Below are 20514 nucleotides of genomic sequence, written 5' to 3'. Positions count from 1 at the left end.
ACCGCGTCATGACCAAAAACGGGCAACGCCGCCGGTCACGCGCGGTTAGGGATCGCGTATCATGTCGCGATGTGCGATTCCGGCGCTGTCATAGACCGGCCCGCAGGCGCGAAAACCCAGCTTTTCATAAAACCCCATGGCCCGGACCCGCGCGCCCAGCATGACCCGCCGGACCCTACCGCGCGCGCTGGCCACCTCCACTCCATGCCCGATCAGCGCCGCGCCCAGCCCGGTGCCGCGTGCCTCAGGCAACACACAGACCCGACCGATCTTGGCAACCTCACCGTCAAAGAGGACTCGCGCTGTGCCCACCGGCTCGTCGTCCAGAAAGGCAAGCAGATGCAGCGCATCCTCGTCGAACGTGTCAACCTCGATCTCTGCCGGAACGCCCTGCTCTTCGACAAACACCATGCGGCGCAAGGCAAAGCAGGTCCTGCGATCCTCGGTCTGCCCGATGGTTCAATTCATGCGAAATAGTCGGCCAGTACACGCCCGTAGATGGCTTTGAGTTGATGGATCTGCGCCACCTCGACCCGTTCATCCACCTGATGCATGGTCCGGCCTACAAGACCGAACTCGACCACCGGACAGTGGCTCTTGATGAACCGTGCGTCCGAGGTGCCGCCGGTGGTCGATAGCTCAGGCATCACGCCGGTTTCGGCCTCGACCGCCGCTGCCACCAGATCCGAGAGGGGGCCGGGCGGAGTGAGAAAGCTCTCGCCCGAGATTTTCACCTTCATCCCGATTTCGACGCCGAATTCCTCGGCCACCCGGTCCGCCTCGGCCCGCATCCAATCTGTCAAACCGGCGCCCGAGTGCAGATCGTTGAAGCGGATGTTCGCGGTGCTGGTGCATTGTGCCGGGATCACGTTGGTGGCCGGGTTGCCGGTGTCGATGGTGACGACCGCCAGCGTCGAAGCGTCGAAATGGTCGGTGCCCCGGTCCAACTCATGGCTCGCCAGCCGGTCCATCAGCCGCGCCATGGCGGGCAGCGGGTTTTTTGCCCGGTGCGGATAGGCCGAATGCCCCTGAACGCCGGTCACCGTGAACCAAGCAGTCATCGAACCACGACGCCCGATCTTCATCATCTCGCCCATCCGGTCCGGACAGGTCGGCTCGCCCACCAGACAGACCGACATGCGCTCGCCCGCCTGCTCCATGTAATCGAGCAGCGCGGTGGTGCCGTCCACGGCATCACCTTCTTCGTCCCCGGTGATGGTAAGGACAACCGCCCCGTCCGGCGGTGTCTGCTGTACGAAATCGACGGCAGCGGCGGCAAAGGCCGCCACGCCCGACTTCATGTCAGTGGCACCCCGGCCATACATCACGCCATCCTTCACCTCGGCACCGAAAGGCGGCAGGGTCCATGCCGCCTCGTCCCCGACCGGCACCACGTCGGTGTGGCCGTTGAAGCCGAACGTGCGGGCGTGCCCCTTTTGCCCCCACCGGGCAAACAGGTTGCACACATCGCCACGATCCACCCGCACACAGTCAAAGCCCGCCGCGCTGAGCACCTGCTCCAGGACGCCCAGCGCCTCGCCCTCCTCGGGTGTTACCGAGGGGCAGCGGATCAGATCTGCGGTCAGCCGGACGGGGTCGATAGGCGTCATTTGAACTCCGGAGATGGTGGCCTCATTTCCCTCACTCATTCTATGAAATACCCCCGATGCCAAGCCCGCCGGGCAGAAAACGCGGGAATAAAGCCACGGACACCGCCCAATTGCAGGAATTCCTGCAACAATCCGGCCAGTTTACCCAGGGGCCGCCTTGCTCGGGCGCCAAAAACTGCGCTAGTGGGCGACTAAACAGGTAGACACTCCAGATGCGCGTTATCCTCGTCCTGCTTATTCTGACTGTTACGGCCCTTGCTCAGGCCAGTCAGGCTCAGACCCTCACGGTGTCGACCGTGACACGGCCCCCGTTCTCATTTGTCGAGGATGGGAAAGAGACCGGGTTTTCGGTGGAGTTGTTTGACGCGCTCGCCGAGGCGCTGGAGTGGGATTTTCGGATCGTGCGTTCGGATGGCTTCTCGGACATGCTGACCCGGGTTCAGCAAGCCCGCGCGGACCTTGCCATCGCCAATATCTCGATCACCGCCGCACGTGAATCCAAGATGGATTTCAGCCAGCCCATCTTTGAAGCTGGGCTGCAGATCATGGTGCCGTCGGAGTCGACCCGACGCCCATCGCTGATGCAGGCGCTTCTGTCCCGTGATCTGTTCATCGCCATCGGGCTGGCCTTTGCGATCCTGCTGACCGGCGGGATGCTGATGTGGTATTTCGAGCGTCGCGCCCAGCCCTATTTCGACCGAACCCTGAACGAGGCCTGGTTTCCCTCATTCTGGTGGGCCCTGAACCTGGTGGTGAACGGAGGTTTCGAGGAGCGGGTGCCGCGCACCGTGTTCGGGCGGTTGTTCGGCGTTGTGCTGGTGATCTCATCTTTGTTCATCGTGTCAGTGTTCACCGCCCGGATCACCTCGGTCATGACAGTGGATGCGATCACCGGAACCGTCAATTCGGTGAACGACCTTTACGGCAAGCGCGTCGGCACGATCAGCGACTCGACCGCCGCCGCGTTCCTGGATCGGCGCGAGGTTGAATATGACAGCTTTGCCGGGCTGGACCCGATGCTGGAGAGATTTCAGGAAGGCAAGCTCGACGCGGTCGTGTTCGACGCCCCTGTCCTGTCCTACTACGCCAATCACGAAGGCCGCGACATCGCCACCATGGCAGGCGGCATCTTTCTGCGTGAGAACTACGGGATTGCCTTCCCCACCGGCTCACCTCTGATCGAAGAGGTCAATCAGGCGCTGCTCGGCCTGCGGGAGGACGGCACTTATGACAAGATTTACCGCAAATGGTTCGGGATACCGAACTAGACCTGCCTAGGCCTGCCCGGCGTCCTCAAAGAACGGCGTCATCTGCGCGACGATCACCGCGTTCTCTTCAAGCGCACGCTGCATCAGCGCGCGCTCCTCATCACCGATCTCATGCCCTTCGGCCTCGCGCTCGGCCAGAGTGCCATAGCCAGTCACGTCCAGCGGGGCAGTATCGGCCTGCTTGAGGATCGCCACGGTCTCGCGCACCGCCTCGGCCTCATCCACGCCGCTGGCAAAGCACATCAACGCAGCCCCCGTGGCGCCTTCGGGCAGGCCGTCCCCGTCCTTTCGTCCGATCTGAACGAGAAGCGTGTAGACCTGCTGGCGTGATGGTTTCTTTTGCTTTTCCATGGCCGCCGCCTTAACGACAGGCACCCCGGCGGTCAACCGAAACCGGGCCGCGAAGGACACCCCTCACGGCCCGGCAAACTTGAACCTGTTCTGACGGATCAGTCGCGCAGCAGCTCGTTGATCCCGGTTTTCGAGCGGGTCTTTTCGTCCACTCGCTTCACGATCACCGCGCAATAGAGGCTGATGTTGTTCTTCGACGGCATCGAGCCAGCTACGACCACCGAATAGGGCGGCACCTCGCCATACATCACTTCGCCGGTCTCGCGGTCCACGATCTTGGTGGATTTGCCGATGAATACGCCCATGCCCAGAACCGAGCCCTCGCGAACGATGCAGCCCTCGACCACTTCGGACCGGGCTCCGATGAAGCAGTTGTCCTCGATGATGGTCGGCCCGGCCTGCATCGGCTCCAGCACGCCGCCGATACCGACGCCGCCGGACAGGTGCACGTTCTTGCCGATCTGTGCACAGGACCCGACGGTGGCCCAGGTATCGACCATGGTGCCCTCGTCCACATGGGCGCCCAAATTGACGAAAGAGGGCATCAGCACCACGCCCGGCGCAATGTAGGCCGATTTGCGGACCACACAGTTCGGCACCGCACGGAACCCCGCCGCGCGCCACTGGTTCTCTCCCCAACCAGTGAACTTGCTGTCCACCTTGTCCCACCAGCCACCGGCCTGCGGGCCGCCGGCCTGAATCTCCATGTCCTTGATGCGAAAGCCCAGCAGAACCGCCTTCTTGGCCCACTGGTTCACGTGCCAGCTGCCCTCGCCCTGCTTTTCGGCGACCCGCAGCGACCCGCTATCCAGCGCGTTCAGCGTGTCCTCGATAGCCTCGCGCTGCTCGCCGGTGGTGGCGGGAGTGATCGTGTCACGAGCCTCCCAGGCGGTTTCGATGGCGGCTTCCAGTTGTGCGTTGGACATGGCTGTGCTCCCTGCAGAATCCCGTCGTGTTTGTGTGGCCTATAAGGAAGCGGCGGCCAATGCGCAATGCGACGAAGATCGGCCCCTTTGCGGCGGGGCAGCTGCCTCAGCGCACCCGCCGGATATGCCGTTTGAGAATCTCGCAGGCCGTGGCGGCGTCCTTGCGCTTCAGCGCCTGCACGATGGCGGCGTGATCCGCATCGCTGCGCTGTACCCATTTCTGGCGCCAATGGGAAAACAGATGCCTGGCGCTGGCGATGTGCAGATCGTCGATGGCATGCAATAGGCGCGGCATGGCGCAGGGGGTCAGGATCACTCGGTGAAAGCTGCGGTTGCGCGCCTCCCATGCCGGCATGTCCTCTGCCGCGTCGCAGGCAACGCGCGCGTCATCCGCTGCCTTGACGTCGGCCGGTGTCATGTTCTGCACCGCATGCTGCAGGGACAGCGTTTCCAGCGCCACCCGCATCTCGATCACCTCACGGATCTCGGCCGGGTCCAGCGCCGTCACCCTCATGCCGCGCCGGGGCTCGCTTTGGGCCAACCCATGCGCTTCGAGCCTCAGCAAGGCCTCGCGCACCGGCACATGGCTGGTCTCGAACGCGCGGGCGATATGGTCCTGCCGCAGCTTTTCGCCCGCCGCCAGCTGACCGGTAACGATCTGCTGGCTGAGACGTTCATAGATGGTGTCGGCGATGGTGGCAGTCATAGATTATAGATAAAATCGCCGCGCGTCCGCCTCAAGCGGATAATTCACGCAAAGACCGGCGATGGCGCGATATTCCCGCCGCAGACCAGAACCGCAACACGCTCGCCCGGTTCGGGCCGGTATGCCCCGCTGATGAGCGCGGCCAGCGCCGTCGCGCCCGCTGGCTCGACCAGCACCCGCCGCTCGGCCCAAAGCGCCTGCTGCGCAGCCACAATCGCCTCGTCACAGACCAGAACCGAAGCCATCCCCTGCGCCAGCCCAAAACAGATATCCCCGATCCGGCGGGCACCCAAAGCGTTGGCGGCAACACCCGAAACCTCGACATCCACCGGCGTGCCGGTCCGCAACGCCGCATGCAGCGCGCAAGAAGTTTCGGGTTCGACCGCCACAACCTTGCGCGTGCCTTGAAACCAGGCCAGCGCGCCGCCGATCAGACCCCCGCCGCCAACGGCCACCACCACGGTGTCGGCGGTCAGACCCTGCGCCTCCCACTCGGCAAAGCAGGTGCCCTGCCCGGCCACGGTTGCGGGCGCATCATAGGCGTGGATCTGCATCGCGCCGCTCTCGGTCTCATGCGCCTGCGCCATGCTCAGTGCGTTGGCGTATTCGCCGGGCACCACGGTCAGATCCGCCCCGATACCCTCGATCAGCGCGATCTTGGACGGGCCCGCCAGTTCCGGCACAAAGATCTTGGCCGGATGACCCAACGCCCGCGCCGCATACGCCGCCGCCGCGCCATGATTGCCGCCCGAGGCCGCGACCACCCCCGCCCCGGGCACCTCGCGGGACAAGAGCGTGTTGAACGCCCCGCGTGCCTTGAAACTGCCGGTGTGCTGCATGTGCTCAAGCTTCATCTCGACGGGAAATTCCAACCCGAACCCCCGCGCCTCGATCACCGGAGTCACCTGCACATGGCCTGCAATGCGATCTACCGCCGCCGAAATCTCTGCCTTCCAATCCATTCTCACATCCCTGTCACTGGCCTGTCACCGCCGAACACTGGCGCTCTGGCCGCGAACCCTATAGCTGTTGGAAAAACAAGCAAGCAGGGATCCCCCGCAATGAAAGAAGACCGCCTGAGCCCTTTCCGCGACGCGCATACCGACCGCTCGACCGCGAGCCATGTGCCCGACACCCCGCAGACCCGGTCACCCGCCTACAAGCTGGCCTTTGCGGACGAGGATTTCCTGTGCCGGGATGAACTGCGCCCGGTGCGCCTGCAGCTGGAACTGCTCAAGCCCGAGATGATAATGGCCGAGCGCGAGATCACCTCGACCATCGTGATGTTCGGCGGCGCCCGCATCCCCGAGCCGACGCAAAAGCACAAGGCACGCACGCAGACTCTGGCCGACCTGTCGCAATACTACGACGAGGCGCGCGAATTCGCTCGGCTGATGACCGAGAAGTCCAAGCACAGCGGCTGCCGCGAGAACGTGGTCGTCACAGGTGGCGGCCCCGGCGTGATGGAAGCGGGCAACCGCGGCGCGCAGGATGCGGGGGGCTGCTCGATCGGGCTGAACATCGTGCTGCCGCATGAGCAGGCGCCGAACGCCTATGTCTCGCCTGAGCTCAGCTTTAACTTCCACTATTTCGCCATCCGCAAGATGCATTTCCTGATGCGCGCCCGCGCCATCACCATCTTCCCCGGCGGCTACGGCACTATGGACGAGCTGTTTGAATCGCTGACCCTGATCCAGACCGGGCGCATGGACCGGGTGCCGTTCCTGCTGTTCGGCCGCGAATTCTGGGAGCGCGTCATCAACTGGGAGGCGCTAGCCGATGCCGGCACCATCTCGGAAGAGGATCTGGACCTGTTCCGCTATGTCGATACCGCGCAAGAGGCGATGGATCTGATCGACAACTGGACCCCGGCCCCCCCGCGTGACGTGATTCCGGGGCGCTGAAGCGATTCGTGCTACACTCGGCCAACCGACATCCAAGGGAGAGGCCGATGGAATATGTAACCGTGTCCAACTGGACCTATGACGAGACCCTGGACGAGGCGGCGCTGATTTCCAGCGCCAAGGAAAAACTGAGCCAGCTCAAAGCGATGGGCGCCAAGAGCGGCCATCTGGTCCGCATCGGTCCGACCGAAGGGCTGATTGTCATGGTCTATCCGGACGAAGGTACCTGGAACCGGGTGCGCGAAGCCGTGCAGCATATGCGCACCGACACCAGACCGAGTGAGGGCGGCACGAATACCGGCGCCGTGGACGGCCCGGCCTTGGTGTCGATCTGACGCTGTTGGCTCTCGCCAGACCGCGCGGCGCAGGCATTCCACTTTCTGCAAACGCTTTTGAATGCTAGAGGGCAAGGGACCGCAATTCGACAAGGGCCCGATCTCATGAGCACGCCCCACAAGACTCCCCCGCGCACCGGCGCGATGCTGCATCTGCGCGGCAACGCTTTGGATAAGGGTGACGCGGTTGCCCTCCCGCTGACCCAGAGCAGCATGTTCCACCTGCCCGGCCAGCCCGAGGATTTCGCGACCTATGGGCGTGTGGACAACCCGACCTGGAAGCATCTGGAACATGTGCTGAGCCATCTCGAAGACGCCCCCTGTTTGGCCTTCCCCTCGGGCATGGGTGCAATCTCGGCAGCCCTCTTTGCCACGCTCAAGGTCGGGAACCGGGTGCTGATCCCGTCCGACGGCTACTACGTCACCCGACTGCTGGCCGAACGGTTCCTATCCAATCTGGGTGTGACGGTCGAAAAGCGCCCGACCACGGCCTTTTCCGAAGGCGGTTTTGATGGGTTCGACGTTGTGTTCCTTGAAACCCCGTCGAACCCCGGCCTCGACATGATCGGACTCTCCGCCGTGGCGCAGGCCGTGCGCGCGGCCGGCGGCATCACCATCGCCGACAACACCACTCTGACCCCGCTGGGCCAGCGCCCGCTCGATCTGGGCGTGGATGTAGTAGTGGCCTCGGACACCAAGGCGATGGGCGGCCATTCCGACCTGCTGATGGGGCATGTGGCCAGCCGCAATGCCAAGACCATGCAAACCGTTGAAGATTGGCGCAGAATCTCGGGCTGCATCCCCGGCCCGCATGAGGCCTGGTTGTTGCACCGGGGGCTTGAGACGCTGGATGTCCGGTTCGACCGCATGTGCAGCTCAGCGCACGTGCTGGCCAAGCGTCTGGCCGCCCACCCGGCAGTGAAACAGATCCGATATCCCGGTCTGGAAACCGACCCGTCACACACGCTGGCCAAGGCGCAATGCCTCCGCTTCGGCTTCCTACTGTCGATCACGCTGGAGAGCGAAGACAAGGCCGAGGCTTTCATCAACGCCTGCCCTCTGATCCGGCCCGCCACCTCATTTGGCGGCGTCCACACATCTGCCGAACGCCGCCTGCGCTGGGGCGATGCGGTCGATCCGGCCTTCATCCGCCTGTCAGTCGGATGCGAACCGGTTGAGGAACTGTGGCAAGCGATCGAAAACGCCCTCGACACCATATGAACAGGGGCACTCGCCCGCCCCTTCTTCTGTTCAAAAATATCCCGGAGCGCGAGGCAGAGCCTCGCATTATCACCAACGTAACCGCCGCGCCGCGCTCTGTTATTTTGCTTTCGGTGCCCGCAACTCCTTGAACACATAGATCGGCAGCACCACCGCCGCGATCAGCGCGCCCAGCCACACCAGCAACGTCGCCGCCAACAGGTTGGCGATCCCGCCGATGGTCAGGCCTGCCGTGATCAGGTCGGTCGCCAGCAACCCCACAAAGGTCACCACCAATGCGATCCCGCCTTTGAGCGCCGGGATGTTCTGCTCGCTCAGCTTCGCGATCAGCGGCTCGGCAACCATCTGCACCAGTGTGAACACCACCACCACGATGATCAGCGAGAGCGGCGCGATCCTGAACCCGTCGAGCAGGAATGCGGCCAGCAGCAGACCGATGGCATTGCCTGCCAGCAGGGCGAGCACCGACATGATGCGTCGGGACATGAGACGATACCTCGCATTCAATTCGCACAAATATTGAATGCGAGACTAGACCGGCCTCAGACCGATTTCACCTTGTTTTTCAAAGACCCGCCTCGGCCTCGATCTGTTTGCGCGACTTGCGGCCGCGCTCGGTGGCCGACTTCAGCTGACCGCAGGCGGCCATGATGTCCTCGCCGCGCGGGGTGCGGATGGGTGAGGCATATCCGGCCTGATAGATGATGTTCGCAAAGGCATGGATGCGGTTGTTCGAGCTGCGCTTGTATGGCGCGCCGGGCCATTCGTTGAACGGGATCAGGTTGATCTTGGCCGGAATATTGTGGCGTTTGATGTGCTCGATTAGGCGATGCGCATCCTCGTCGCTGTCGTTCACCCCGTCCAGCATCACGTACTCAAACGTGATCCGCTCGGAGTTGGACGCATTGGGATAACTGGCCAGCGCTTGCAGCAACTCTTCGATATTCCAACGCTTGTTGATCGGCACCAGAACGTCGCGGGTTTCATCCGTAGTCGCGTGGAACGAGATCGCCAGCAGGCAGCCGATTTCCTCAGCAGTGCGCGCGATTTCAGGCACTACGCCCGAGGTGGAAAGGGTGATACGGCGGCGCGACAGCGAGATCCCCTCGGGGTCCATCGCGATCTTCATCGCGTCGCGGACGTTCTCGAAATTGTAAAGCGGCTCGCCCATACCCATCAGAACGATGTTCGACAGAAGGCGGGTTTCGTCCTTGGGTTCACCCGGAACCGGCCATTCCTCAAGATCGTCACGCGCCATCATGATCTGCCCGACGATTTCGGCAGTTGTTAGGTTTCGTACAAGTTTCTGAGTGCCGGTATGACAAAACGTACATGTCAGCGTGCAGCCCACCTGAGACGAGATGCACAGCGTCCCGCGCCCCTCTTCGGGAATATAGACGACCTCGACCTCATGCCCGCCCGCGATACGAACGAGGTATTTGCGAGTGCCGTCCTCGGACACTTTGCGGGTCACCACCTCGGGGATTTCGATGACGAAGGTTTCGGCCAGTTGCGCGCGGTAGGTCTTGGCGAGGTTGGTCATCTCGGCGAAGTCGCGCACGCCCCACTGGTAGATCCACTGCCAAATCTGGTTCACCCGCATCTTTGCCTGTTTCTCGGGTGTGCCATGTTCGATCAGCACCTCGCGCAGACGATCGCGGGTGAGGCCCACAAGGTTCAACTTCCCCTCGGGCAATTTGCGGGGGATGGTCATGACATCTTGAGTGATCGGCGCTTTGGCAGACATGGGTAAGGACTCGGGCTGGTCGCAGGGATGCGCCTCTATATAGGAATGCGCGCGAAGATCAAAAGATTTCGTGCGGGGATGCGTGCGGATTTGAACGCGGGGGTGGCGTTGCTTGGACGGAGTCCAGTGTCGCTATTTCAGGTTTCCCGCGCCGCCGAGTGCCTGCACAGCAGCCGCACCACATGCGTTGCCTTTTGCCAGACACTGCTCAAGCGGTGCCCGCTCCAGCCAGGATGAAAGGAACCCGGCGTTGAACGCGTCTCCTGCCCCTGTGGCGTCCAACACTTCAACGGGTGTGGCGCCGTTGAGAGTCCATGCGCTACAGGACCGAGATCTTGCGCGGGCGCCGTTTTTGCCGTTTTTGACGACGGTCAGAGGTGCGCAGAGTTCATCAGTACCAGCGGCGCGGAGCGCGGTCATTTCAGCCTCATTTGGCAGGAACACATCGACCTCTGAGATCAGTTCCAACAGGTTTTCCGCATATGCGTCCTGCCATCCGCAATCGAGCGAGACGGTCAGACCGGCCGATTTGGCCCGATGCAGCAGATCGGGCTGTTCCTGCAATGTGCGGAGCTCGCCGATGTGCAGATGCGCATATTGACCGAAGTCGATTTCGGCAGGATCGGGCGTTGCCGGTCCATCGGACCGGGTCAGAAAGGCGCGGTCTTCGGCGCAGGAGATCGCCACCGTGATTTGCGGGTCGATCCCGTCCGCCGCTGTCGCAGAAGCACTGGCATCCACGCGATATTGCGCCATGTCCGCGCGGACAATGGCGTCGAAGGGCGCAGCGGGAAGGGTCGAAAACTGGGACACCGCATGGCCCAGCGCCACCATGTTCGCCCCGGTGATGAACGCGCCTCCGCCTGCGTGGAGCGTGAGACCCGGGGCAAAAACCTCGGTCCCCGGTGTGGGCAGGCGGGGTGTGTCGACGAAAACCAGGTCGCAATAGAGCCTGCCCGCGCAGAGGATCGGCTTTTTCACGTCAAAGCCTCGCCGCTTGCGCCGTCGAAGACATGCAGGTTTTCAGGGGCCGCGCCCAACTGCACCGCGTCACCGACCTGCGGCGGGTTCCGGCCATCCGCCTTGGCGATGATTTCGCCCGACGGGGTATCGACGTAAATCAGGGTCTCGGCGCCGAGCGGTTCCAGTAACGTGATCTTGCCGCACAGGATCGGGTTGGCGCTGTCGAGGTATAGATCGTCGGGCCGGACGCCAAGCAGGATGTTCGTTGCGCCCCCGGCAGCCACCCCGGGGACGTCGATCTGCTGATCTGCGCTCAGGTGCACCAGAGTACCGTCCAACTCTCCGGCCAGCAGGTTCATGGACGGGGCTCCGATGAAACGCGCAACGAATGTGTTTGCCGGTTTGTGAAAGACCTCGGTCGGGGTGCCGACCTGCTGGATGTAGCCGTCCTTCATGATCACGATCCGGTCCGCCATGGTCATCGCTTCGACCTGATCATGGGTCACGAAGATGATCGTGTTGCCGACCCGCTGGTGCAGTTTCTTGATCTCGAGCCGCATCTGGGTGCGCAGCTGGGCGTCGAGGTTCGATAGGGGTTCATCGAACAGAAACACCGCCGGATCGCGCACCATGGCGCGCCCGATGGCCACGCGCTGACGCTGGCCGCCGGACAATTGGCTGGGCTTGCGATCCAGCAGGTCGGTCATGTCGAGGATGCCGGCAACCTCTTGAATTCGCTTTTCCTTGTCGGCTTTTGGCATCTTGGAGGATCGCAGACCGAAGGCGATGTTCTTCTTGACCGACATATGCGGATAGATGGCGTAGTTCTGAAACACCATCGCGATGTCGCGTTCCTTGGGTTCAAGGTTGTTCACCTCGCGCCCGCCGATTTCGATGATGCCGCTGGTGGTTTCCTCAAGCCCCGCGATCATCCGCAACGTGGTGGATTTTCCACAGCCCGACGGGCCGACGAAGACCACGAATTCGCCGTCGGCAACGTCCAGAGTGATGCCGTGCAGCACCTCTGTCGTTCCATAGGATTTGGTCAGGTTGCGCAGGGCGAGATTGGCCAAAATCAGGTCTCCAGCAATTGGGCGAAGGCGGTGGCGCGGGCGGTGGCGGCGGTCGGGACCCGCGCTGTCCGTTGGCTCGCCCGTGCGCGCAGGGCATCGAGATCGGCGCTGTATTGCGCAAGGGCCGCATCCAGAGCCGCCGGGGCTGGGCCGCCAATGCGGTCGCGGCGCGCAACAAAGGTTTCGGGGCTGACGGCGGTTCGGAATCCCTGCTCGTCCATCGCGGGCGTGCGGGCGGTGGCCGCGCGGAAGGCCGTTTGGAACGCGCCGAAACCCTGGGACAGTGGCTTGCCGTCCAGATCGCGTGCGACATGGGCGGCAATGTCATGTGCCTGGCGAAAGGTCAGCCCCTCGTCCCGAACCAGCGTGTCGGCAAGTTCCGTGATGGTGATGCTGGCGGCGTCGGTGTTCCGGCGCACTCTGTCCGAGTTGATCGAACAGGCGGGCAGGAACGCGGCCATCAGCTCAAGCACCCGGCCGCCACTTTCGAACGCGGCGTACCCGGCATGCTGCACTTCGCCCTCGCTGTCGTTCATGTCGGTGAACGGCGTGTTGTGCATGGTGTTCACCACCATGTCGCAGCGCCCGCAGGTGACCGAGGCGAGGTGGCGCATATGTTCGATCGGCACCGGGTTGCGCTTTTGTGGCATGATCGAGCTGATCTGGACGAGCGCATTGGGGACGTAGAGCTGCCCAACCTCGAAGCTGGACCAGAAGGCCAGATCCTGCACGACGCGGCCCAGATGCAGGAACACCAGTTTGATGGCAGAGTAGAGCCCGGTGACATAATCGACGGACGCGATGCAGCCATAGGCGTTCACCTGGGGGCCTTCGAAGCCCAACAGGTCCGCCATGCGGGCGCGGTCGATGGGGAACCCGGATGTGGTGATGGCGGCGGCCCCCATGGGACAGGGCCCGAGGGTGTCGATGGCCGCAGACAGCCGCTGTGCGTCGCGGTTCAGCACCTCGATCATCGCGCCCAGGTAGTGACCGAATGTGGTGGGTTGAGCGGGCTGGCCGTGGGTGTAGGCGACGATCAGGATGTCGGCCTCGTCCCGGGCCTTGGCGATCAGTGCCTCGGTGAGTGACGTGATTTGCGCCAGCAGAGCCTCGGCCCGGTCCCGCAGCGCCATCTTGAACACGGTATGGTCCATGTCGTTGCGCGAACGGGCCGTGTGAAGCGCGCCGCCAAGATCGCCCAAACGGCGTTTGAGTTCGGCCTCGACATAAAAGAAGAAGTCCTCGTGCTCACCGGTGTAGACAAGCGCGGGGACGTCGGTTTCCGTGTCGATTGCATCGAGCGCATGGGCGATTTGGCCGCCATCTGCTCGGGACAGAATCCCGGTTTCGACCAGCATCACCAGATGGGCCTGATTGATCGCCATCATATGCGCGGCGTAGTGGGTTTTGACGCCTTCGAAAAGCGGCGCAAGCACGGTGTTCTTGTAGGTGGGATCGGGAAATTTGCTGTCGTCGGTCATCCTTTGAGCCCCGCCATGACAACACCTCGGATGATGAACCGCTGGAAGATCAGGAACACGACGAGGGTCGGGATGGTGGATATGGCCGCGCCTGTCATGATCAGTTCCCATGCGACGTCGGCCTCATCCCCAAAGCCCGACAGGCCCACGGGGATCGTGTACATGTCCACCGAATTGGTGACGATGAGCGGCCACAGGAAGGCGGTCCAGTTGCCCAGGAACACAAAGATGGCGAGGGCCGCCAAGGCCGGTTTCACCAGCGGCATGGCGACGGTCCACCAAATCTGCAGCTCGTTCAGGCCGTCGATCCGCGCGGCTTCGATGAAATCGTCGGGAACGCCCTCAAAGAACTGTTTCATCAGGAAGGTGCCAAAGGCGGTCATCAACCCCGGAAACATGATGCCCCAATAGCTGTCGAGCCAGCCGAAGGCCTGGGACATCAGGTACCACGGGATCACCAGCATCTCGGTCGGGATCATCAGCGTCGACAGGATGGCGATGAACACGATCTGACGCCCGGGAAAGCGGAACTTGCACAGGGTGTAGCCCACCAGCGAGTCGAACAGGAGGTTACAGATCGTCGTGATCGTGGCGATGATGATCGAGTTCAGAAACCACCAGTAGAAACGTCCGTCCTCAAGAACAAAGGTGTAGTTCTCCAGCGTCGGTTCCTCGGGGATGAGGTTGACGTTATAGACCTCGTGCGGCCATTTCAGAGAGGTCGAGATCATGTAGGCGAGGGGCATCACCATCAGAATGCCGCCCACGAACAGCAGCAGCCAACGGATGATCTGGCCCATGTTGCGCGGGCGCTTAGCGGGTTTGGTGGTCAGCAGGGCCTCGGCGGAGGGGGCGATATCGGCCATCTATTCGCTCCTCAGCAGGCGTAGCTGAATGAGCGAGACGATCAGCAGGATGGTGAACAGCACAACGGTCTGTGCCGCGGCATAGCCCATGTCGAAACCGTTGAAGGCGGTGTCGTAGATCATCAGCACAAGGGGCTTGGTCGAATTCAGCGGCCCGCCGGGATTGTTGGTTGTCATGTTGAAGACGTGGTCGAAAATCCGGAGGAACCCGATGGACGAAAACACCACGATGAAGATGATGGTCGGGCGTAAAAGCGGCAGGGTGATCTGGGTCAGCACCGTGAACCAGCCCACGCCGTCGATCTTGGCGGCCTCGTAATAGCTGGTGGGGATCGCGCGCAATCCGGCCATGAAGATGATCACCTGAAACCCCAGCCCGGCCCACACGGCGGGGGCCAAAACAGACGGGAGCGCGTTGGTGGTGGAATTCAGAAATGAGATCTGCGGGATGCCGAAGCCTGCCAGTATGTTGTTGAACAGCCCGATTGGCACGTCCTGATAGAACCAGCGCCACACCCAGGCCATGGCCACCGCAGAGGTCATGAAAGGCAGGAAATAGAGCATCCTCAGAAAGCCGTGCATGAACCGCAGCTTGTCGAGGTGGTAGGCGATGACAAAGGACAGCACGAGGCTGATCGGTGTGCCCAGCAGCAGATAGACAAACGTGTTCCTGAAGACCTTCCAGAACACCGGATCGTTCCAGAGCTTCTGGTAATTCTCAAAGCCTGCCCATGTCCGGTCACCCAGCAGGTTCCAGTCCTGAAACGAGATCAGCATCGCGTTGGCGGTCGGATAGAACCGGATCACGCAGTAGAACAGAACCGGCACTGCGAGAAACGCCCAGGCCCAGACGATCTGTTTCTGGCGGATGGTCAGTTTTTGGTACATGTGCCCTGCCCTGATGGAACACCGCCCCGGCGGGAGAGACCGGGGCGGCGAAGTCCGCCTAGTCGGCGTAGTATTCGTCGAGCAGCTTTTGTTCAGCCTCGGCAGCGATGGCCAGGCTTTCGGCCGGGTCCATGTTTTCAAGCTGAATCCGCTCGACCATTTCCACCATCAACTGGCGCTGATCGGATTCGTTGGCGAATTTGGTGGTGTTGGCATAGGCCAGACCGCGAATGAAGGGTCCAAAGGTCTCGTCGTTCTTATTCGCATCGGTCAGGCCGACCGACGGTTTTGCCGGCAGCTCACCCACCACGTCCAGCCAGATCTGCATCGCCTCATCCGATGTGACGTATTCCATGAATTTGACCGCAGCGTCGTATTTCTCGCCCTCGGCCTTGGTGGTGATCGCGTTCACCCAATAGGAGGAATAGTTCGACCGGGTGCCGTCCGCATTGGCGGGTAGCTCGGTAACACCCCATTTGAGGCCGCGCGTGCCGTTCAGCGACCCGATGCGGAACGACCCGTCGATATGCATCCCGGCGCGCCCGGCTTTGAAAGCGGCCTGTGGCTCGTCCATGAAACCGATGGCGGTGACCGGCGGATCGCCCAGGAACATGTCCGTGTAGAACCCAAGGGCGGCAACACCGGCCTCGTTGTTGTAGTTCACGGTCTTGTAGTCATCGGCGTAAGGCTCACCGCCGAACTGACGCACAAGGCCCTCGCGCCACCAGTGGTGATCCTGCGCAGTCATGCCCGCGGTGATGCCCACCTGAGTGATGTTCCCGGCCGCATCCGTCTTGGTCAGGGCGCGGGCGACCTCCATCAGTTCGTCGAGCGTCTCGGGCGGGCTGCCGATACCGGCCTCGTCGAACAGGCGTTGGTTGTAGAACAGCGCAAGGCTGCGCACGGCGGTCGGCAGTGCCCAATAGGCGTCACCGTCTTTCATGGCCTGCACCATCGGGAAGAACTCGGCGTCGATCTTGTCTGCCGGAAAGCTGTCGGCGGGCAGCGGCTGGATCAGTTCGGCATCGACATAGTCGTTCAGCCAGCCATAGAACAGTTGCACCACATCCGGCCCCTCACCTGCCGGAATCGCAGCCGCGACCTTGGTGCGGTAATCCGCATAGGGGAAGTGGGTCATCTTGACGGTGATGTCGGGGTTCGCGGCTTCGAAATTCTTGATCAGCGTCTCCATCGCCTCGACCCGGGCATCGAAGAAATACTGCCAGTATTCGATCTCAACAGCACTTGCGGCGCTGGAAAATAACGCGGCAGAGGTTGTCAGCCCGGCCAGCGCCAGGCGTCTGAAATGCGTCTTCATCTTAAGTCTCCCATATGGCCGTCGCGGTTCGTTTTCGAACTCATGGATCATGAGTTAACTCAATTGAATTGATAATTCAAATGATTTGAGTTAATCCGGTCACATGATCGTCCAAACCAAACCCAAAGGCAGCAATGCCGAGCGATCCCGGTACCGCAACCGGCAAGCGGTTCTGGGGCAGGTTCGCGAGGCCGGGGCCATTGGTCGCGCCGAGATCGCCCGCGCCCTGTCGCTGACCACGCAGACCGTCAGCAACATCATCGCCGAGCTGTGCCACGATGGAATGCTGCTGGAGAAGGGCCGCCGGAGTGTCGGGCGCGGTCTCCCTGCGATGCAATACGCGCTGAATCCGAAGGGCGGCTATGCGTTGGGGATCGAGGTGCGCCCCGACGCGATCTTTGCCGCGCTTTTGGACATGCAGGGCAATGCGGTGGCAACCGAACGGGTTGCGCTGCGGGGCAACCGACCCGACGCGGTGATGGACCATGTCTCTCACCTGCAGACCCAGATGCTGGATCAGGAGCCTGTGGCCCGAAACAGGATGCTGGGCGCGGGTGTGGTGATGCCCGGCCCGTTTGGCGTGACCGGGATAACCGGGATGGGCTCCGATCTGACCGGCTGGCAGGAAATCGATGCCGAGGCCCTGTTCGCCGAGAGGCTTGGTTTGCCCGTGGTTCTCAGCAATGACGCCAATGCCGCCGCAATGGCCGAGCGGATCAACGGGGTTGCGCAGGGCATCGCGTCTTTTGCCTATCTCTACTTTGGCGCCGGGCTGGGGCTGGGGCTGGTGCACGATGGCCAGCTTGTGCGCGGCGCCTATGGCAACGCGGGTGAGATCGGGCATATCCCGATCCCGGGGCTTGGCGGCAAGCTGGAGGACGCGCTGAGCCGTCTGTCCGTGCAGAGCCATCTGCGGCGGGCCGGGAAAGAGGCACGCGACATCGATATGCTGGATCGGCTGTTTCAACAGCGGGACCCCGACCTGATGGCATGGCTTGAGACCGCAACCACTGCATTGGGGCACGCGATGGCGATTGTCGAGAACATCTTTGATCCGCAGGCCGTGGTGCTGGGCGGCGCCATGCCGGACGCTATTCTGGATCACCTGGTGACCCGGACACCCTTGACGGATCTGTCGGTTTCAAACCGTCCGCACGCCCCTCATCCCCGCCTGATCCGGGGCGCCTCTGGACGGATGACGGCGACTTTGGGGGCGGCGGCACTGATCCTGAACCGGGCGCTTGGCGCGCCCGGTTCCAACGTGCATTGAAGGACCCGCCATGCCGCTTTCAGATCAGGCCCGCATTGCCGCAGAACGGGACCGCCCGCGCATTGTCGCCCTGTGGCAGGCGCTGACCGCGCTGCAAAGCACCGTATCCTTCATGAACACGGGCGCACACCCGGATGACGAAACCTCGGCCATGCTGGCCGCCCTGCGGTTTCGGGACGGGGTGGACATCTCGTATGCCTGCGCGACCCGGGGCGAAGGCGGGCAAAACGATATCGGGACGGAAAGCGGCGCGGCCCTTGGTGCCCTGCGCACCGCCGAGATGGAGGCCGCCTGCGACCGGCTGGATCTGCGGATGTACTGGCTGTCGATCGGCCCGGAGGACTCGATCTTTGATTTCGGGTTTTCCAAATCGGGCGATGAGACGCTGGCCAAATGGGGCCGCGACCGGACGCTTGTGCGGTTCGTCGACGTGATCCGCACAGAGCGGCCCGATATCATCTGCCCGACCTTCCTCGACGTACCCGGTCAGCACGGTCACCACCGCGCGATGACCGAAGCCGCGCATCGGGTCATGGATCTTGCCGCCGATCCCGGCTTCGCGGGCAGCGATCTGCCGGTGTGGCAAGTCAGGAAGATGTATCTGCCGGCGTGGTCCGGGGCGGGGCAATCCTATGACGACGATGAGCCCCCGCCGCCCGCGACCCTGACCGTTCCGGCCTCCGGCAGGGACCCGGTGACCGGGTGGAGCTATGCCCGCATGGGCCAGCAAAGCCGCGTGCTGCATGCAACGCAGGGGATGGGCCGGTGGGTTCCGGCGGGGGCGGAAACGGATTTTCCCCTGCATCTGGCGCGATCCCATGTCGCCGGGCCTGATCAGGACCTGGGCTCGGGTCTGGCACTTACCTTGCGGGATCTGGATATGCCCGGGCTGGCTGCGGTGCAGGATGCGTGCTACGCCGCGCTGGCGGCGTTTCCAAACACCGCGGAGGTTCTGAGCCATGCATGCGCGGCGGTGCAGGCGCTTCGCGAGGCAGTGCAGGCCTGCCCCGCCGAGGCGCTGCGCGAGGTCGGGCACAAGCTGACCCGAAAAGACGAGCAATTGACCCGCGTGATCCATCTGGCAGCGGGTGTGGATGCGCGTGCCGCCTTGCAGGACGAGGTGCTGCACCCCGGCGACCGCACGAACTGGCTGCGCGAGATCACGGTAGAAACCGGTGAGGTCAGGGCGACCCCTAGCTTGCCGGAGGGTTGGTCGGTGAACGCCAAGGCCGTGACCCTGAGCGCAGAGGCTGCCATCAGTAACCCGTATCCAGCCGTCTATCTGCCGGGGCACCCGGCTGCCCCTTGCGTCGATGTGGACCTGACGGTGCATGGCGTCACCACAACCCTCGGGGTGCCGTTTGAGGTGCCGCCGGTGATCTTGCCAAAGCGCTCCGCTGCGATCTCACCGAAGACGGATTTGATCAATCTGGCCGATGCGCGCCGGACGGTGGAGATCTCGGTCAATGACGCCACGCCACCTGCGGCGAAACCGGGTTTGCGTGTGCCAAGCGGTTGGAGCGTCACTGACGACGAAGGGTTCCTGACCGCAACCGGACCCGTCGATGTGGCGCCCGGGCTCTATGAACTGGCGCTGACGCTGGATGGGCAAGATGCGGACAGTGTGGACTTGATACGACGCGATCACACGGCGCCCCGGGCAGTGGTGCGCCCGGCGGTTGCGCAAGTGCGCGTGGTCGATGCCTGGCTTCCGGACGTGACGGTCGGCTATATCGGCGGCGGGAACGATCGGGTGGGGCTCTGGCTGGACCGGATGGGGCTGACGGTCACGGATATGTCGAGCGCGCCGCTGACCGATGCTGCGCTGGCGGCTTGCGACACGCTGGTGATCGGTATCTTTGCGATGAAGTCCCGCCCCGATCTGGCCGACGCTATGCCGCGCATACATGAGTGGGTTCACGCGGGCGGCACTCTGGTCACTCTGTATCATCGCCCTTGGGACAATTGGGACCCTGACCGGGTCCCACCTTATCGGCTGGAGATCGGTCAGCCGTCTCTTCGCTGGCGCGTGACAGATGAAAACGCCGTGGTCACGGTACTGGCCCCGGATCATCCGCTGTTGACCACTCCGAACCACATTAGTGCCGTGGACTGGGCGGGGTGGCACAAAGAGCGGGGGCTGTATTTCGCCAAGGATTGGGACTCTGCATATGTCCCGCTTGTTGCGATGAACGATGCCGGGGAGGCGCCTCTGCACGGTGCCCTCTTGGCCGCCGATGTGGGGCGCGGACGGCACGTCCATACCTCGCTCATCCTGCACCACCAGATGGAAAAACTGACCCCCGGTGCGTTTCGGCTGATGGCCAATCTGCTGGCCAAGCGTGACGGATGAACCAGCGCGCGCAGCGAGTCGATGAGACGTCGCGGCTGTTGATCGTCATGGCGACCTGAGCGGCGTCGCGTTCCGAAATCTTTTGCGATGGAACCGCCCCGACAAGCGCTCGGACCCCGAAACGGATCGGGCCCTGAATTGACGAATTTGCAATGAAAGTTGTCAATTCGCCCCTGTGGACGATAGTCTGGCAGACGGATCGAGCGGCAGGTGGGTGGCGCTTTAGTATGAGTA

At 62.8% G+C, this 20514-nt stretch carries 20 protein-coding genes; 6 read left to right on the top strand and 14 right to left on the bottom strand.

Annotated elements, in window-relative coordinates:
• Positions 1-45: 45 nt before the first annotated feature.
• Both AB3N21_RS17895 and dapE read right to left on the bottom strand, forming a co-directional pair.
• A complete protein-coding gene (locus tag AB3N21_RS17895; RefSeq protein ID WP_367936495.1) occupies positions 46-411 on the bottom strand; it encodes a GNAT family N-acetyltransferase in 366 nt (121 codons plus the stop codon).
• 53 nt (positions 412-464) lie between these two features.
• A complete protein-coding gene (gene dapE / locus AB3N21_RS17890) occupies positions 465-1610 on the bottom strand; it encodes a succinyl-diaminopimelate desuccinylase (protein WP_367936494.1) in 1146 nt (381 codons plus the stop codon).
• A gap of 212 nt (positions 1611-1822) precedes the next feature.
• Here dapE and AB3N21_RS17885 point away from each other — a divergent pair, with 212 nt between their 5' ends.
• Complete coding sequence (locus AB3N21_RS17885; protein ID WP_367936493.1) at positions 1823-2878, top strand: transporter substrate-binding domain-containing protein; 1056 nt, start codon at positions 1823-1825, stop codon at positions 2876-2878.
• A gap of 6 nt (positions 2879-2884) precedes the next feature.
• Here AB3N21_RS17885 and AB3N21_RS17880 read toward each other — a convergent pair whose 3' ends face one another.
• From AB3N21_RS17880 to AB3N21_RS17865, 4 genes are all read right to left on the bottom strand, one after another.
• The gene (locus tag AB3N21_RS17880) at positions 2885-3229 is read right to left on the bottom strand and encodes a hypothetical protein (RefSeq protein ID WP_367936492.1); all 345 of its coding nucleotides are present in this window, start codon (positions 3227-3229) and stop codon (positions 2885-2887) included.
• A 98-nt stretch (positions 3230-3327) separates the two neighbouring features.
• Complete coding sequence (dapD, locus tag AB3N21_RS17875) at positions 3328-4155, bottom strand: 2,3,4,5-tetrahydropyridine-2,6-dicarboxylate N-succinyltransferase (protein WP_367936491.1); 828 nt, start codon at positions 4153-4155, stop codon at positions 3328-3330.
• Positions 4156-4261: 106 nt separating this feature from the next.
• Positions 4262-4861 carry a GntR family transcriptional regulator gene (locus tag AB3N21_RS17870; RefSeq protein ID WP_367936490.1) on the bottom strand — a complete coding sequence of 200 codons (600 nt, stop codon included), beginning with the start codon at positions 4859-4861 and terminating at the stop codon, positions 4262-4264.
• Between the two features lie 44 nt (positions 4862-4905).
• A complete protein-coding gene (locus AB3N21_RS17865; protein ID WP_367936489.1) occupies positions 4906-5823 on the bottom strand; it encodes a threonine/serine dehydratase in 918 nt (305 codons plus the stop codon).
• Positions 5824-5922: 99 nt separating this feature from the next.
• Between AB3N21_RS17865 and AB3N21_RS17860 the strand changes: the two genes are divergently transcribed.
• The 3 genes from AB3N21_RS17860 (at position 5923) to AB3N21_RS17850 (ending at position 8321) form a co-directional block, all read left to right on the top strand.
• Positions 5923-6765 (top strand): LOG family protein, encoded by an 843-nt coding sequence (locus AB3N21_RS17860; RefSeq protein ID WP_367936488.1) that lies wholly within the window; start codon positions 5923-5925, stop codon positions 6763-6765.
• A 47-nt stretch (positions 6766-6812) separates the two neighbouring features.
• On the top strand, positions 6813-7100 hold the full coding sequence (locus AB3N21_RS17855; protein WP_367936487.1) for a hypothetical protein: 288 nt from the start codon (positions 6813-6815) through the stop codon (positions 7098-7100).
• A gap of 105 nt (positions 7101-7205) precedes the next feature.
• A complete protein-coding gene (locus AB3N21_RS17850) occupies positions 7206-8321 on the top strand; it encodes a cystathionine gamma-lyase (protein WP_367936486.1) in 1116 nt (371 codons plus the stop codon).
• Positions 8322-8420: 99 nt separating this feature from the next.
• Here AB3N21_RS17850 and AB3N21_RS17845 read toward each other — a convergent pair whose 3' ends face one another.
• The 8 genes from AB3N21_RS17845 to AB3N21_RS17810 form a co-directional block, all read right to left on the bottom strand.
• Positions 8421-8807: a hypothetical protein gene (locus tag AB3N21_RS17845; protein WP_367936485.1), complete on the bottom strand. Its 387-nt coding sequence runs from the start codon at positions 8805-8807 to the stop codon at positions 8421-8423.
• A 79-nt stretch (positions 8808-8886) separates the two neighbouring features.
• Positions 8887-10068, bottom strand: coding sequence for a 23S rRNA (adenine(2503)-C(2))-methyltransferase RlmN (gene rlmN, locus AB3N21_RS17840; RefSeq protein ID WP_367936484.1), 1182 nt, complete (start codon positions 10066-10068; stop codon positions 8887-8889).
• Between the two features lie 132 nt (positions 10069-10200).
• The gene (locus AB3N21_RS17835; RefSeq protein WP_367936483.1) at positions 10201-11049 is read right to left on the bottom strand and encodes a carbohydrate kinase family protein; all 849 of its coding nucleotides are present in this window, start codon (positions 11047-11049) and stop codon (positions 10201-10203) included.
• The gene (locus AB3N21_RS17830; protein ID WP_367936482.1) at positions 11046-12104 is read right to left on the bottom strand and encodes an ABC transporter ATP-binding protein; all 1059 of its coding nucleotides are present in this window, start codon (positions 12102-12104) and stop codon (positions 11046-11048) included. Before AB3N21_RS17830 ends, AB3N21_RS17835 begins: the two co-directional genes overlap by 4 nt.
• A gap of 2 nt (positions 12105-12106) precedes the next feature.
• On the bottom strand, positions 12107-13585 hold the full coding sequence (gene argH / locus AB3N21_RS17825; protein ID WP_367936481.1) for an argininosuccinate lyase: 1479 nt from the start codon (positions 13583-13585) through the stop codon (positions 12107-12109).
• Positions 13582-14385 carry a carbohydrate ABC transporter permease gene (locus AB3N21_RS17820; protein WP_367936658.1) on the bottom strand — a complete coding sequence of 268 codons (804 nt, stop codon included), beginning with the start codon at positions 14383-14385 and terminating at the stop codon, positions 13582-13584. Before AB3N21_RS17820 ends, argH begins: the two co-directional genes overlap by 4 nt.
• Positions 14386-14451: 66 nt before the next feature.
• Complete coding sequence (locus AB3N21_RS17815; protein WP_367936480.1) at positions 14452-15339, bottom strand: carbohydrate ABC transporter permease; 888 nt, start codon at positions 15337-15339, stop codon at positions 14452-14454.
• A 58-nt stretch (positions 15340-15397) separates the two neighbouring features.
• Positions 15398-16657, bottom strand: coding sequence for an extracellular solute-binding protein (locus tag AB3N21_RS17810; protein ID WP_367936479.1), 1260 nt, complete (start codon positions 16655-16657; stop codon positions 15398-15400).
• A 103-nt stretch (positions 16658-16760) separates the two neighbouring features.
• Between AB3N21_RS17810 and AB3N21_RS17805 the strand changes: the two genes are divergently transcribed.
• Positions 16761-17927 carry an ROK family protein gene (locus AB3N21_RS17805; protein WP_367936478.1) on the top strand — a complete coding sequence of 389 codons (1167 nt, stop codon included), beginning with the start codon at positions 16761-16763 and terminating at the stop codon, positions 17925-17927.
• 10 nt (positions 17928-17937) lie between these two features.
• The gene (locus tag AB3N21_RS17800) at positions 17938-20280 is read left to right on the top strand and encodes a PIG-L family deacetylase (protein WP_367936477.1); all 2343 of its coding nucleotides are present in this window, start codon (positions 17938-17940) and stop codon (positions 20278-20280) included.
• The last annotated feature ends 234 nt before the right edge of the window (positions 20281-20514 follow it).

The organism is Ruegeria sp. (genome assembly GCF_040830605.1).
Taxonomy (GTDB): Bacteria; Pseudomonadota; Alphaproteobacteria; order Rhodobacterales; family Rhodobacteraceae; genus Ruegeria.
This window is presented reverse-complemented; position numbering and strand designations above follow the sequence as displayed.